This is a genomic window from Microbacterium sp. 22303, assembly GCF_052045265.1.
GTDB lineage: Bacteria > Actinomycetota > Actinomycetes > Actinomycetales > Microbacteriaceae > Microbacterium.
Map to the genome: position 1 here is coordinate 1 of NZ_JBQEOQ010000009.1, position 14,867 is coordinate 14,867.

Here is a 14,867-nt window from a genome sequence, read left to right on the forward strand (position 1 = left end):
GAACCGTGCTGGTCGAGCTCGTCATACCCCCATTCAACCCGGGGCCACCGACATTACCGACTCGAAAAGAGCCAGATCAGATCCAGAAAAGATCACAAACGGGTCACGGAATCCGATGGTCACATCCTGGGGTCCGAGCGCCCTGAGCATCTCGCGAACGATGCTCAAGGCGTGGCCTTCGACGATCGCGACGCGGCTATCGATCCACCGCCGCCTCCGCTGCAGGGACTCACCCTAGGCTTGGTCCGTGGCGGAACCGATGATCCAGGGCAGCACGGCGCATGAGATCGCCGACTCGATCCGCGCCCAGATCGGATCCGGCGTGCTCGCCGTGGGGGAGGGGCTGCCCACCGTGCGCGCCCTCGCCGACCGCCTCGGAGTGAACCGCAACACGGTCGCCGCCGCCTACCGTGCGCTCGCCCGGGCCGGTGCCGTGGAGAGCCGCGGTCGCGGTGGCACCGTGGTCGCGGGGCCCGTGCGCACGGAGGAGGAGGGCTTCGCAGCGGAGACCGTGCTGCGCGACCTCGGCAGCGGCAACCCGGATCCCGATCTGCTGCCCCTTCCGGTGCTCGCCGAGGTCGACCTGCGCACGCCGGCGCTCTACGGCGACGCGCTCATCGACGAGGGGCTGCGCACCTGGGCGACGCGGTGGCTGGCGGAGGCGCAGCCGCGCGGCGCGGAACTGTCCGTGACCTCGGGCGCGGTCGACGCGCTGGAGCGCCTCCTCGTGGCATCGCTCGCCCATGGCGATGTGGTCGGACTCGAGGATCCGTGCTTCCTGTCCAGCATCAACGTGGTCCGACTCGGCGGGTACCGCCCTGTCGGCATCCCCCTCGACGAGGAAGGCATCACGGTCGCCGGGCTGCAAGCGGCGATCGACGCGGGCGCCCGCACCGTGGTGTGCACGCCTCGGGCGCACAACCCCACGGGCATCAGCCTGAGCTCGGAGAGGGCGGCCGAGCTCCGCGCGGTGTTCGCGGAGGCGCCGCACGTGCTCATCATCGAGGACGATCACTACTCCCTTCTCTCGCGACGGCCGTACCACTCCGTGATCCCCGAGGGGCATCCGCGCTGGGCGCTGGTGCGGTCGATGTCGAAGTTCCTCGGTCCGGATCTGCGCCTCGCGCTGCTCGCGTCGGATCCGGACACTGCGGCTCAACTGCGCACTCGGCTCTCGCCCGGCAAGACCTGGGTGAGCCGGATTCTGCAGCGGGTCGCCGTCGGCATGCTCGATCATCCGGACACACCGGCAGCGCTCGAGCGCGCCGGAGCGCACTACGCCGAGCGCGGCGATGCCCTGCGCGCGCTGCTGCGTGAGCGCGGCATCACGGTGCGCGGGGACGACGGTCTGAACGTCTGGGTGGAGTGCGGCGTCGACGGCCGCGCCGTCTCCGAGGCGATGATGCGCCGCGGCTGGCTGGTGCGCACAGGCGGCGGATTCCTGCTCGAGCCGGACGAGGCCTCGCCGCAGATCCGGCTCACCGCGCACACCCTCGGCGACGCCGAGCTGCGCACCCTCGCCGACGACCTGCAGGCCGCGATCGCCGACGCGCGTCGGCGCTGAGGGCTCCGGGCGCCATAACCGCCGCCGCTAGGATTCCTGCGTGGCTAACCGCAAGACCAAGAAGACCGCACCCGCGTCCGCTCGCCCCGTGACGCGCGCCCGCTCCGGCAACCCCGCGAAGCGCCCGGTCGAGCAGCTGCCGCCGGTCACCCTGGGCGACTGGATCGGCGCCGCCCGTCCGCGCACCCTGCCCCTGGCGATCGCTCCGGTGCTGGTCGGCACGGGGGCCGCGCGGCTGGGGGATCCGCAGTTCCACTGGGTGATCGCGCTCGCGTGCCTTGCGGTCGCCGTGTGCCTGCAGATCGGCGTGAACTTCACGAACGACTACAGCGACGGCGTGCGCGGGACCGACGCGCACCGGGTCGGCCCCGCACGCCTCACCGCCTCGGGCCGGGTGAGCGCCAAGAGCGTGCTGTACACCGGGCTCGCGTTCTTCGCGCTCGCGGCGATCGCGGGCCTCGGCATCACGATCCGCACCCAGCAGTGGTGGCTGATCGCGGTCGGCGCGGTGTGCATCGTCGCCGCCTGGTTCTACACCGGCGGCAAGCGCCCCTACGGCTACAACGCGCTCGGCGAGGTCTTCGTCTTCGTGTTCTTCGGGCTGGTGGCGACGCTGGGCACGACTTGGGTGCAGTCGCTGAAGCTGCCGCAGGAGGCCTGGATCGGGGCCGTCGCGGTGGGGCTCTTCGCGTGCGCGGTGCTGCTGGCCAACAACCTGCGCGACATCGACCAGGACCGCGTGGTCGGAAAGCGCACGCTGACCGTCCTGATCGGCAAGCGGGCCACGCAGGTCGTGTACACGCTGTTCGTGATCCTGCCGTTCCTGGCCCTCGTGCTGCTCGCCCTGTTCTACCCGGTCGCCTGGGTCGGGCTGCTGGCGCTGCTGGCGTTCCTGCCGGCGCTCGTGATCGTCTGGGCGTACCGGGAGCCCAGGGAGCTCGTGGTGGCCCTGGCGCTCACCTCGCTCGGCACGCTCGCCTATGCCGGAGCGCTGTTCTGGGCGTTCATCTCGCCCACCGTATGAGCGGATCCGGATCCGCTCGGGTGAGCGCCGTCCGGCGCCCGCCCACCGTGTGCATAGGGTCTTTTCGTAGGATTCGGAGCATGCCTCTGAGTTCGTCGCGCCCGTCCGCGCCCACCGGCTCACTCGGTGATGCCGCTCTCGGAGACCGATCGGTGGCACGCTCATCCCGACGTTCGCGCCTTGTCCGGACCACGGCTGCCGTCCTCGGCGTCGCGCTCGCGGCCGGTCTCGCGGCCTGCTCGAGCGATCCCGTGGCCGATCAGTACCGCAACGGCGACAACAAGGGCTACATCGGCTCCGACGGCATGCGCGTCGAGGAGATCAAGCCGGCCGACCGCAGCAAGCCGGTCGCGTTCGCGGGCACTCTCGAGAGCGGTAAGAAGTTCAGCAGCACCGAGATCGCGGGCGATGTCACGGTCGTGAACTTCTGGTACGCCGCGTGCGGCCCGTGCCGCGTCGAGGCGAACGACCTCCAGTCGGTCTGGCAGAAGTTCGACGGCAAGGGCGTCTCGTTCGTCGGCGTGAACACCTACGACCAGGCCGGCACTGCCACGGCGTTCAACGACAAGTACGGCGTCACCTACCCGAGCATCATCGATGTGAACACGGGCGACGCGAAGCTCGCCTTCGCCGAGGTCACCTCGATCCAGGCGACGCCCACCACGCTCGTGCTCGACAAGCAGGGCCGCGTCGCGGCGCGCGTGATCGGCCCGATCGGATCCGCCTCGATCCTGGAGACGCTCGTCCAGGACGCACTGGACGAGAAGGCATGAGCGTGCGCGCACCTCGCACGTCTGTCGTCCCGGTGAGGCCGATGCCGGCGGCTTCCGTCCCGGCGACTCCCGCCCCGCGGAGGTCGCGGGCGTGAACATCGACGCGATCGTCGGATCCGGCGCCCTCTGGGCGGCCCTTCCGGTCGCCATGCTCGCAGGGCTCCTGTCCTTCCTCTCGCCCTGCGTGCTGCCGCTCGTGCCCGGCTACCTCGGGTTCGTCGGCGGTGCGGTCGGCGGATCCGCGCCCCAGCAGGACGGAACCACGAAGGCGCCCACGCGTCGCCAGATGGTGCTCGGGGTGCTGCTGTTCATCCTCGGCTTCACGGTGGTCTTCATCCTCATGGCGGTCGTCGGCGGCACGGCGGGAGTATTCCTGTTGCGCTGGGGCGACCTGATCACCCGCATCCTCGGCGCGGTCATCATCGTCATGGGCCTCGTCTTCATCGGCGTGTTCGGCTTCGCCCAGCGCACCGTGCGGATGAACGTGTCCGGCCGTGCGGGTCTCATCGGCGCCCCGCTGCTCGGCATCGCGCTGGGCATCGGCTGGAGCCCGTGCCTGAGCCCGACGCTCTCGGCGATCGTCGCGCTGTCGGTCAACGTCGGCGATGTGAGCCGCGCGGTGTGGCTGGGCGTCGCGTACTCGCTGGGCCTCGGGATCCCGTTCCTGCTCGTCGCGCTGGGCTTCGGCTGGGCCACGCGCTCGCTCTCGTTCCTGCGCCGCCACGTGCGCGTCGTCAACATCGTCGGAGGCGCACTGCTCATCGTGCTGGGACTGCTGATGGTGACCGGCGTCTGGAAGGCGATCATGTCGAGCATCGGGGCGGTGGTCGGCAGTGTCGAACTCCCGCTCTGACTCCTCGTCGACCGTGCGTCGACAGGTTCAGCAACCGCGCGACCGTGCCGAGGCGTCCGTCACCACGACCGTTCGAGCCCTTCGACAGGCTCAGGAACCAAACCGCAGGGACCGGGAATGAACAAGGACAGCTCGAAGAAGGACGCGGGCGCCGATCGTTCGACCGACCCGCTGCGCCCGAGCGACCACATCGACGGCGATGGCGATTCCCGTGGCGACGGCGTCGACTCCCCGAAGCTGAACGTCGTCGGCTGGCTGCGCTGGGGCTGGCGGCAGCTGACCAGCATGCGCACCGCGCTCGTGCTGCTGCTGATCCTCGCGATCGCCGCGATCCCGGGCTCGATCTTCCCGCAGCGGATGGCGGATCCGAACGGCGTCACGCAGTGGAAGGCCGATCATCCGGATCTGTTCCCGATCCTGGACGGCATGCAGCTGTTCGACGTCTACCTGTCGGCATGGTTCTCGGCCATCTACCTGCTGCTGTTCCTGTCGCTGGTCGGCTGCGTGATCCCGCGCATCAAGCACCACCTCAAGGCGCTGCGCGCGCGCCCGCCGCGCACCCCCGTTCGGCTGGCCCGCCTCGACGATCACCGCGTCCTCGAGCGCGCGGTCGCCGGCGATGCTTCGACAGGCTCAGCACAGGCGCGGGCCGCGGCCGAGCAGAGCATCGCGATCGCGGAGAAGCAGCTGCGCGCCCTGCGCTACCGCGTGGAGCGCTACGACGACAAGCGCGGCTTCTCGGTGTCGGCCGAGCGCGGGTACGCCCGCGAGACCGGCAACCTGCTGTTCCATCTCGCCCTGCTCGGGGTGCTGGTCTCGGTCGGCGTCGGCGGCAGCTTCGCCTACACCGGCCAGCGCGTGGTCGTGCAGGGCACCAGCTTCGTGAACACGCTGCTGGACTACTCGTCGATGAACCGCGGCCGCTTCGTCTCCGACGATGCGCTCGCGCCCTACCGGATGACGCTGGACTCCTTCGACGTCACCTACCAGCCCTTCGAGCAGGGCAAGTCGTCCTCGGGCCAGGCCGGGAACTTCGCCGCGAACGTCACCGTCTCCGAGCCCGGACAGGATCCGCACAAGGCCGAGGTGAAGGTGAACCACCCGCTCGGCATCGCGGGAGACCGGGTCTACCTGCTCGGCAACGGCTACGCCCCGACCATCACGGTGCACAACGCCAAGGGCGACGTCGTCTTCCACGACTCCGTGCCGTTCCTGCCGCAGAACAACAGCACGATGATGTCGATCGGCATCGTCAAGGTCGCCGATGGTCTGCCCCAGCAGCTCGGCCTGCAGGGCTTCTTCTACCCGACCTCGGCGAAGCTGACCTCCGGCGCGCTCACCTCGGTCTACCCGGCCCTGGTGAACCCCACGCTGACGCTGAACGTGTTCGCCGGCGACCTCGGCATCGACGACGGGACTCCGCGCTCGGTGTACGTGCTGGACACGGGCTCGATGACGCAGCTCACCGGCGGCAAGACCGGGGTGAAGTCGATCGAGCTCGCCCCGGGCGAGACCACCGCGCTGCCGAACGGTATGGGCACCATCACGTTCGACAACGAGGCCCCCAAGGACGCGAAGGACTACACGCAGTCCGTCAAGCGCTACGTCTCGCTGCAGATCCACCACGACCCCTCCGAGCAGTGGGTGCTGGTGTTCGCCGCGCTCGCACTGGTCGGACTCGTGCTGGCGCTGTTCGTGCCGCGCCGCCGCATGTGGGTCAAGGCGGTGGTGGTCGACGGGCCGGATGGTGCGGAGACGGTGCGCCTGGAGTACGCGGGCCTCGCGCGCGGTGAGGATCCGACCCTCGCCGCCGCCGTCGAGGACCTGCGCGACGGACACGTGCGCCTGCTCGACGCCGACGGCATGACCGCAGCGGTTCCCGAGGAGGGGCCGATTCCTGATGCGGATCCGGTTCCCGGTACGGATCCGGCTGCAGCGGACGTTCCCGACGCCGCCACCCTCGACGAACCAGAGCCCGATGACAGCGGAAATCCGCGGAAGTAGGCTGACAGCATGAACTTCGACTCCCTGTCGATCCTGACGATTTGGACGGCGGTGGCGATCTACGCCGCCGCGTTCATCGCCTACGCGTTCGACCTCGCCAAGCGCTCGCAGCTCGCCGCCGACGCCAAGGCCGTCGTGCCGGAGCGTGAACTGGTCGGGGCGACGGTGGGCGCATCGGCGTCCTCACCGGCACGCACCGCGGGCTCCGCCGGGGCGGGAGCAGGGCCGACCGCCCCGCAGCGCTTCGTCATGGCGCGGATCGGCACGGCGCTGACCACGCTCGGATTCCTGTTCCACCTCGCCGGCGTGGTGCTGCGCGGCATCGCCGCAGGCCGGGTGCCGTGGTCGAACATGTACGAGTTCTCCATGACGGGGACGCTGCTGATCATCGCGGTGTACGTCGGGGTGAACATCTGGTTCGACCTGAAGTACCTCGGCACCTTCATCGTGGGCCTGGTCGTCGTGCTGCTCGGCGGCGCCGCGACCGGCTTCTATGTCGAGGTCGTGCCGCTCGCGGATCCGCTGAAGAGCGTGTGGCTGGTGATCCACGTGTTCGTGGCGTCGCTGGGCACCGCGTTCTTCGCGCTCGCCTTCGCGCTCAGCGTGTTCCAGCTCATGCAGGCGCGCCGCGAGGCGAAGATCCTCGCGGACGCGCCGAAGGCGGGGCCGCGCTTCCTCGCGACCCTGCCCTCCTCGGAACGGCTGGAGGGCCTCGCATACCGGTTCGCAACCGTGGGCTTCATCTTCTGGACGTTCACCCTCATCGCCGGATCCATCTGGGCCAACGACGCCTGGGGCCGCTACTGGGGCTTCGACACCAAGGAGACCTGGACCTTCATCATCTGGGTGCTCTACGCGGGCTACATCCACGCCCGCGCGACGCGGGGCTGGCGCGGATCCCGCTCGGCGTGGCTGTCGATCGTCGGCTTCGCCGCGGTGCTGTTCAACTTCACCATCGTGAACCTGTTCTTCAAGGGCCTGCACGTCTACTCGGGCCTGAGCTGAGCGCGTCGTCCCAGGGGGCCCTGCGGTGACCACGCGGCGGGCCTGGCTGCGGCCCGGCGCGCTGGCCGTCATCGCCCTGGCCCTGATCGCCACGGGAGTCGTCGTCAGCGGACTCCTGCCTCTCGCGGACGCGGGCTCGCTGGCCGGGCGCACGGCTCCGGTGCTCGGCTTCGTGATCGCGATCACGATCGTCGCCGAGCTCGCGCGTGATGCCGCCGTGTTCGACGTGATCGCGCAGCACCTGGCCCGATGGGGGCGCGGCCGGGTGATCGCGCTCTGGGGCGCTGTGATCCTGCTCGCGGTGATCAGCACGATCTTCCTCTCTCTCGACACGACCGCGGTGATCGTCACACCCGTCGTCGTGCTCCTCGCGCAGGGCGTGGGCGTCTCGCCAATGCCGTTCGCGCTCGCGACGGTCTGGCTCGCCAACACGGCCTCGCTGCTGCTGCCGGTGTCGAACCTGACGAACCTGCTCGCCGCGCCGACCATGGGCTCGGATCCGCTCGCCTTCCTCGCGCTGAGCTGGGCACCCGCGCTCGCCGGCGTGCTGGTGCCGGTCGTGATCCTCACCCTCGCGCACCGGCGCACGCTCTTCGGGCGGTACTCGGCGCCCGTGCGGGCTGAGCCCGCCGACCGGGTGCTGTTCGTCGTCTCGGCCGTGGTGCTCGTCGCCCTGCTGCCGCTGCTCGCGCTCGTGCGGGATGTGTGGATCCCGGCCTCGGCCGCCGCCGTGATCCTGATCGTGCTGTTCGCGGTCCGCCGGCGCCGCGCCCTGCGTCTCTCTCTGGTGCCGTGGCAGGCGCTGGGGCTCGCCGCCGCGCTGTTCGTGATCGTCGAGGCCGCTCACGTGCGCGGGCTCGCGGCGCTGCTCTCACCGCTCGCCGCGAGCGGGCACGGTCTGCTCGAGCTGCTGCGCGTGGCGGGCATCGGCGCACTCGCGGCGAACGGCATCGACAACCTTCCCGCCTACCTCGTGCTCGAGCCGATCGCCGGGCATGACCCGGTCGCGCTGATGGCGCTGCTCATCGGCGTCAACCTCGGCCCTCTGGTGACGCCCTGGGCCTCGCTGGCGATCCTGCTGTGGCACCACCGCGTCTCCGCGCTCGGGGTGTCGATCTCGTGGGGGCGCTTCGCCCTGTGGGGTCTCGTCGCCGCAGTTGCCACGGTGGGCGCGGCCGTGCTCGCGCTCGCCGCCGTTTCCTGAATCGCGAATCAGGGTTATCGTCGCGGCATGTGCCGCAACATTCGATGCCTCCACAACTTCGAGCCGCCGACGAACGATGACGAGGTGCGCGAGGCCGCGCTCCAGTTCGTCCGCAAGGTGAGCGGATCCACGCATCCGTCGCGCGCGAACACCCCTGCCTTCGAGCAGGCGATCGACGAGATCGCGCTCGCGACCCGGCGCATGCTCGACCAGCTCGTCACGAACGCCCCGCCCAAGACACGCGAGGCCGAGGCGATCAAGGGGCGCCAGCGGCACGAGAAGCGGATGGAGCGCGAGGTCAGGATCCGCACCGCGAGCGCTTAAAGGATCGGCGTCGCCTCGGGCGGGGCCTTTCGCGGCCGGGCATCCGGCACCGTACGCTCGATGAGAAGCACGACAGTGCAAGAGGGGGCATCATGCGCAGACGTCAGGTGACGATCATCACGGGGGAGCCCGGCCCGGCGGCCGGCGGAGTGCGGATCGAGCCGTTCACGTTCGGCCTCGTCGGCGCGCTCGGCGTTCTGGTCGCGCTGCTGATCGGCGCGATCGTGGGGCAGCTGTCGACGGTGCTCGTGTACATCGGGATCGCACTGTTCCTCGCCCTGGGGCTCGACCCGATCGTGCGAGTGATCGAACGGAAGCTGCCGCGCGGAGCGGCAGTGGCGATCGTGGTCATCGTCGTGGTGCTGGCCTTCGCCGGCATCCTGCTGGCGATCGTTCCGATCGTGGTGCAGCAGATCGCCCACCTCGTCGAGACCGGACCGAAGATGATCGATGACATGCTGCGCAGCGACTGGTACCGGCAGCTCGCCGCGCAGTACGGCGACTCGTTCAGTCAGGCCGTGGACGGGATCGCGAAGTTCTTCAAGGATCCTGGCAACATCACCAAGATCGGCGGCGGAGTGCTCGCGGTCGGCGCCGGCATCGCGGGCGGCTTCACCGGCTTCACGATCGTGCTGATCCTGACGCTCTATTTCATGGGATCGCTGCGCACGATGAAGCGCACCGCTGCCCGGTTCGTGCCCGCCTACCGGCGCCCGCGGTTCACGGAGATCGTCGAGGACGTCTCGGGCGCGGTCGGTCGTTACGTGATCGGTCAGGCGAGCCTGGCGCTCATCAACGGCGTGCTGAGCCTGTTCTTCCTCACGATCATCGGGGCGCCACTGCCGGCTCTGCTCGCCCTGATCGCGTTCATCGGCTCGCTGATCCCGCTGGTGGGGACCCTGTCCGGATCCATCATCATCTCGCTCATCTGCCTGTTCGTCTCGCCGGTGACGGCGCTGATCGCGTTCGCGTACTACCTCGTCTACATGCAGATCGAGGCCTACGTCATCAGCCCGCGCATCATGAGTAAGGCGGTGGCCGTTCCCGGTGCGCTCGTCGTGATCGCCGCCGTCGGCGGCGGCGCACTCGGCGGGATCCTCGGTGCGCTGGTCGCGATCCCGGTCGCCGCGAGCGCGATCATCATCATCCAGAAGGTGCTCTTCCCCGCGCAGGATGCCAAGGTCGTCGCTCCGGAGGACGCGCGCACGGCGTGAGCGCCTGACGATGCGAAGACAGGCGCGGCCCCGGGGGAGGTGGGGTCGCGCCTGCCGCTTCCAAGCTCAGATCGCCGGAGCCAGTATCGCGCGGACCGAGGTCGTGCGCCGCGCCGCCACGGCCAACGTCGTCGCGATCAGTGCGAGCGCGGCCCAGACCAGCAGCGCCGCGATCGCGGATCCGATGCCGTCCTCGCCCAGCAGCGCGGTCGCCGCGGACGAGGTGGGCAGGAACCCGGCGATCGTCGCGAGCCACCCGGGCAGCGTCGAGATGATGCCCGCGCCGAGCGCGGCCACGCCCATGACCGCGGAGATCCAGCGGCCGATGCCGCCGAGTACGGCGACTAGCGCCTGGTTCACGGCGGCGAAGGCGATCCCGGCGAGCACGGCGACGCCCGCGAAGCCCCACCACCGCGACGGGTCGTACGTCGCGACGATCTCGACCACGAGGGCGACCAGCAGGCCCTGTCCGGCGCCGATCGCGGCGGCCGGAGCGAACGCGCGCAGCGCGAGCGAGCCCGAGGCGCGGCGGGAGGTGAGGGCTCCCGCGGTGAACGCCCGCATCACGAGGAACGTCACGAGGCCGCCGAACCACAGCACGACCGCCGCGAGCAGCGGGATCGCGGTGGGACCGAACAACCCGCCCGAGGTATCGGCCGTCACCGGGTTCGCCACGACCTCGGCGAGCGACGATGCCTCGGAGTCGGTGCGCTTCGGCAATGAGTCGGCCGCCTGGTGCAGGCCCGACGCGAGGCCGGATGTGCCGGTCGCGAGCGAGCCGATGCCGGTGCTGAGCTGGGATGCGCCGTCGGCGAGCTGGGTCGCACCGGACTGCAGCCCGGTGGCGCCCGTGGCGAGCCCCTCCGCGCCCGTCGCGCTCTGGGACGTGCCGTCGGCGAGCTGGCCGAGCCCGGCGGAGAGCTGGTTGACGCCATCGGCCGCGGCGCGGAACTGGTCGGCGATGGTCGAAGTGGCTGCGGTGTTGAACTGGTAAAGGCCTGCGGCGGTTCCAGAGGCGGCGTCCGCAGCCTGTGCTGCGCCGGGCACAAGCTTCTTCTGGGCGTCCGCGACGGTCCCCGCGAGCGTGGCGCAGAAATCGGGTTGCGCCTTAGCGTCGCACGTCGAGCTCAATGTCGCGAGGCCGTCGACCAGGCCGCTGACGCCCTGGCTCACGCCTGCTGTCGCCTGCTTGGTGCCGTTCGTTCCGGCGAAGAGTTCCGCCGGAACGAGCCCCTGCGCCTGCAGCGCATCCGCACCCTGTGCGAGTCCCGCGCCGGCCTGGTTCGCTCCGGTCTGCGCCGACGTGATCCCCGAGGCGATCGTGCCGAGGCCGTTCGAGAGCTGCGAGGCGCCGTCGGCGAGCTGGCCCGCACCGTCGGCGAGTTTGGTCGCGCCGTCCGGGAGCGCCGCCGCCCCGGTCGCGGCGGAGGAGGCGCCCGCGGCGAGCTTGTCGGCGCCGTCCGCCGCCTCGCCGATCTTGTCGCCGAGCGTGCCGAACCCGACGAGCACGTTCTGCAGCGTGTTCTTGGAGATCTCGGCGCCCATGGTCGACGCGGCGGTCGCGGCGATCTGGTTGGCGATGAGGCCGTCCGCGGCGCGAGCCTGCGGAGCGGTCGTCACCGAGATCGTCGCCTTCTCGGCGGACTTCGCCGGATCCTGCACGGCACTGCCGCCCGAGATCGCGGCGGCGGAGAAGTCCTTCGGAATACGCACGACGGCCTGGTACGTGCCGTCCTTGAGGCCCGCGGCAGCGTCCTTCTCGTTCGAGATGACCCAGGTGAGGTTCTCATCCTTCTTCCCGGTGCCGTCGACGAGGCCGGCGGAGAGCTGGCGCCCGAGCGGGGCGAGCTGACCGTTCACGGTCACCGGCTCGTCGTCGTTCACGATCGCGGCGGTCATCGTGTCGAGGCGCTGCGTGGGGTCCTGCAGGGCGGCCACGAGCACGCCGCCGAGGACGGCCGGCAGCAGCAGCACGCCGATGAGGGTGAGGGCGGTGATCGGCTTGTGCGAACGGGCGCGTTCGATCAGCGCGGACAGGCGATTGGTCATGCGGTCACCTCGTCGAGGTCGGTGGTGGGCGCGTCGGGGGCGAGCGGTTCTGGTCGGACCTGTGGATGGTCGAGGTCATGCGTCTGCGGGGCGGCCCAGCCGGCGTCGGCCAGCAGCCGGACGGCGGCGGAGGCGTCGGCGGCCGTGGTGACCACCGCGAGAGTGCCGCGGCGCGCGGCGTCGCGCAGCATCGCGACGGCCTGCTCGCTCTGGGCGAGCGTGAGGCGGTCGGCGCCGTCGATCACGACGAGCGTGGTGCGCCCGCGCAGGGCCTCGCGCAGCTCCCGCAGCGGATCCGCCCCCGTCCGGCCGTCCACGATCACGCAGCCGACGTGCGCACGCACCCAGGCGGCGCGCCCCGGCAGGAGGTGTCCCGCCACACGCAGGCGTCCCCCGGAGGGCACGCGCGCCGTGAGCGCGAGCGCCACCGCACGACGCACGGCCTGGTCGGCGCCGGTCAGCACGAGCGCGGATCCGGCGGGCACGCGCAGATCCCGTCCTTCCACGGCGCCCGCCACGGTCAGAGCATCCGCGGCGATCACCGAGTCGTCGCCCGGCCAGGCCGCCAGGTGCCGCTCGCGCTCCACGGCCTCGCCCTCGATGTCGACGCTCGGCAGGACCTTCTCGAGCCACGGGGGGATCTCCCACGCGCGCTCGCCGAGGATCGCCATGAGCGCGGGGATCAGCGTCATCCGCACCAGGAAGGCGTCGATCGCGATGCCGGCGGCGAGGCCGAGCGCGATGGGCTTGAGCGAGGAGTCGCCCTCGGGCACGAAGGCCACGAACACGGCGAACATGATGAGTCCCGCCGCGGTGACGACCTTCGCGGATCCGGCGAAGCCGCCGCGCACCGAGCGCAGTGCAGCGGCCCGGCGCTCGGCGCGGTCGGCGCTGCGGGAGCCGGCATCGTGCACGTAGTCCTCGCGCATCCGGGAGACGAGGAAGACCTGGTAATCCATGGCAAGGCCGAACAGCACGCCCATCAGGATGATCGGCATGAAGCTGATGATCGGTCCGACCCTGGCGACGTGCAGGGCGTCGGCGAACCAGCCCCATTCGAAGACGGCGGAGACCACGCCGAACGCGGCCACGATCGAGAGCAGATAGCCGAGCGCCGCCGTGACGGGCACCCAGATCGAGCGGAACACGATCGTCAACAGCACCAGCGACAGACCGATCACGAAGATGCCGAACGGCAGCAGCGCGGCGCCGAGCTGGTCGGAGATGTCGATCGCGACGGCGGTGAACCCCGTCACCTTCACGTCGATGCCGAACTTCTTGAGCCACTCGTCATGGTGCGAGCGCAGCTCGCGCACGAGGTCGGCGGTGGCCGGAGCGTCCGGCGCGGTCGTGGGGATGACCTGGACGATGCCGGTGTCGGCGGTCTGGTTCGGGGTCGCCAGGGCGATCTCGGCGACGCCGGGGAGCTTGGCGACCGCATCGCCCAGATCTTTCATGAGGCCGACAGGATCCTTCGACGTCACGATGGTGCCGGTGAGGATGAGCGGTCCGTTGAACCCGGGGCCGAAGTGCTCCGCGGTGAGGTCGTAGTTCTCCCGCGCCTCGGATCCCTTCGGCTGCACACCCGAGTTCGGCAGGGCGAGTGCGAGGTTCGCGGCGGGCACGGCGACGACGCCCAGTCCCAGGACGATCGCGAGCGCGACCAGCACCGGGTGCCGGGTGACGCCGCCCACCCAGCGCTCGGAGAACCGGCGACGGGGCGCCGCCTCGGACGCGCCCTTCTTGGCACGGCGGGGCTTGGCGAGGCGGCCGGCCGCGCGGCCCTTGAGGAAGCCGAGGATGGCCGGCGTCAGGGTGACGGCGATGAGCACGGCGATCATCACGGCGACCGCCGCCGCGATGCCCATCGTGGTGAGGAACGGGATCCCGGCGAAGCCGAGGCCGATGAGCGCGATCAGCACGGTGATGCCGGCGAAGACCACCGCGGATCCGGCCGTGCCGGTCGCGCGAGCCGCCGACTCCTCGGGATCCACTCCCGCGCGCACCTGATCCTGGTGTCTCGCCATGATGAACAGCGCATAGTCGATGCCCACGGCGAGCCCGAGCATGAGCGCGAGCAGCGGGGTGGTCGAGGAGACCGAGGCGAACGCCGTGGCGGCGAAGATCGCGGCCATCGAGACGCCCACGCCCAGCACGGCCGTGAGCAGCGGCATGCCGGCCACGACGAACGAGCGGAACGTCACGATCAGCACGAGCAGGGCGATCACCAGGCCGATCCCCTCGGTGATCGAGATCGCGGGGATCGACATCGAGAACAGGTCGCCCCCGATCACGGCGTGCGCGCCCTGCGGCAGATCCTTCTCGAGATCGCTCACCGCGGTGCGCAGCGTGTCCTTCGTCGCGGCGGAGACGTCTGAGGCCTGGCCGTTGAACTGGAGGCGGACGATCGCGGCGGAGCGGTCGTCTGACACCATGCCGGTCACATGCTCGTCGTAAGGGCTCGTGGCGGCGAGCACGCCGTCGACCTTCCCGAGGTCGCGCACGGTCTGCTCGATCGGATCCTTGTAGTCCGCATCGGTGACGTGGTCCCCGTCCGCCGCCACGACGATGAACTGCGCGCTCGTGCCGCTCACCTGCGGGAACGTGCGCTCGAGCTGCTCCAGGCCCGCCTGCGACTCGGTGCCGGGGATCGTGAACGCGTTGTCCGTGCCCTTGCCGAGGGCGAGCGCCGCGCCGCCGGCGATGCCGAGCACCAGCAGCCAGGCCACGAGCACGCGCCAGGGGTGCCGGAACGACCAGCGGCCGAGTGAGGAGAGGAGAGTCGACACGGGTTTCCTCCGGAGGGAGTTCAGGTGGGTTCGATACACTGGTGTATTCGATACGTCTCTGTAT

Annotated in this window: 11 protein-coding genes; 9 read left to right on the top strand and 2 right to left on the bottom strand. The window is 70.5% G+C overall.

The genetic code is table 11. The annotated features are described in order from the left end of the window. Nucleotides 1-259: 259 nt before the first annotated feature. The 9 genes from ACTJI8_RS19430 (at nucleotide 260) to ACTJI8_RS19470 (ending at nucleotide 9,965) form a co-directional block, all read left to right on the top strand. Complete coding sequence (locus ACTJI8_RS19430; RefSeq protein WP_440735155.1) at nucleotides 260-1,564, top strand: aminotransferase class I/II-fold pyridoxal phosphate-dependent enzyme; 1,305 nt, start codon at nucleotides 260-262, stop codon at nucleotides 1,562-1,564. 40 nt (nucleotides 1,565-1,604) lie between these two features. Then, the gene (locus ACTJI8_RS19435) at nucleotides 1,605-2,588 is read left to right on the top strand and encodes a 1,4-dihydroxy-2-naphthoate polyprenyltransferase (RefSeq protein ID WP_440735084.1); all 984 of its coding nucleotides are present in this window, start codon (nucleotides 1,605-1,607) and stop codon (nucleotides 2,586-2,588) included. 152 nt (nucleotides 2,589-2,740) lie between these two features. Then, on the top strand, nucleotides 2,741-3,361 hold the full coding sequence (locus ACTJI8_RS19440) for a TlpA family protein disulfide reductase (RefSeq protein ID WP_440735085.1): 621 nt from the start codon (nucleotides 2,741-2,743) through the stop codon (nucleotides 3,359-3,361). A 91-nt stretch (nucleotides 3,362-3,452) separates the two neighbouring features. Continuing rightward, the gene (locus ACTJI8_RS19445; RefSeq protein WP_440735086.1) at nucleotides 3,453-4,214 is read left to right on the top strand and encodes a cytochrome c biogenesis CcdA family protein; all 762 of its coding nucleotides are present in this window, start codon (nucleotides 3,453-3,455) and stop codon (nucleotides 4,212-4,214) included. 117 nt (nucleotides 4,215-4,331) lie between these two features. Further along, nucleotides 4,332-6,218, top strand: a complete 1,887-nt coding sequence (resB, locus tag ACTJI8_RS19450) for a cytochrome c biogenesis protein ResB (RefSeq protein ID WP_440735087.1) — start codon at nucleotides 4,332-4,334, stop codon at nucleotides 6,216-6,218. Between the two features lie 9 nt (nucleotides 6,219-6,227). Continuing rightward, nucleotides 6,228-7,223 carry a c-type cytochrome biogenesis protein CcsB gene (ccsB, locus tag ACTJI8_RS19455; protein ID WP_440735088.1) on the top strand — a complete coding sequence of 332 codons (996 nt, stop codon included), beginning with the start codon at nucleotides 6,228-6,230 and terminating at the stop codon, nucleotides 7,221-7,223. Nucleotides 7,224-7,248: 25 nt separating this feature from the next. After that, the gene (locus ACTJI8_RS19460; protein ID WP_440735089.1) at nucleotides 7,249-8,427 is read left to right on the top strand and encodes an SLC13 family permease; all 1,179 of its coding nucleotides are present in this window, start codon (nucleotides 7,249-7,251) and stop codon (nucleotides 8,425-8,427) included. Between the two features lie 27 nt (nucleotides 8,428-8,454). Continuing rightward, entirely contained in the window at nucleotides 8,455-8,751 is a 297-nt protein-coding gene (locus ACTJI8_RS19465; RefSeq protein WP_233310275.1) for a DUF2277 domain-containing protein, read from the top strand. A 92-nt stretch (nucleotides 8,752-8,843) separates the two neighbouring features. Next, nucleotides 8,844-9,965 carry an AI-2E family transporter gene (locus ACTJI8_RS19470; RefSeq protein ID WP_440735090.1) on the top strand — a complete coding sequence of 374 codons (1,122 nt, stop codon included), beginning with the start codon at nucleotides 8,844-8,846 and terminating at the stop codon, nucleotides 9,963-9,965. Between the two features lie 66 nt (nucleotides 9,966-10,031). Here ACTJI8_RS19470 and ACTJI8_RS19475 read toward each other — a convergent pair whose 3' ends face one another. Continuing rightward, the gene (locus tag ACTJI8_RS19475; RefSeq protein WP_440735091.1) at nucleotides 10,032-12,014 is read right to left on the bottom strand and encodes a YhgE/Pip domain-containing protein; all 1,983 of its coding nucleotides are present in this window, start codon (nucleotides 12,012-12,014) and stop codon (nucleotides 10,032-10,034) included. Further along, the gene (locus ACTJI8_RS19480; protein WP_440735092.1) at nucleotides 12,011-14,803 is read right to left on the bottom strand and encodes an MMPL family transporter; all 2,793 of its coding nucleotides are present in this window, start codon (nucleotides 14,801-14,803) and stop codon (nucleotides 12,011-12,013) included. Before ACTJI8_RS19480 ends, ACTJI8_RS19475 begins: the two co-directional genes overlap by 4 nt. Between the last annotated feature and the right edge of the window lie 64 nt (nucleotides 14,804-14,867).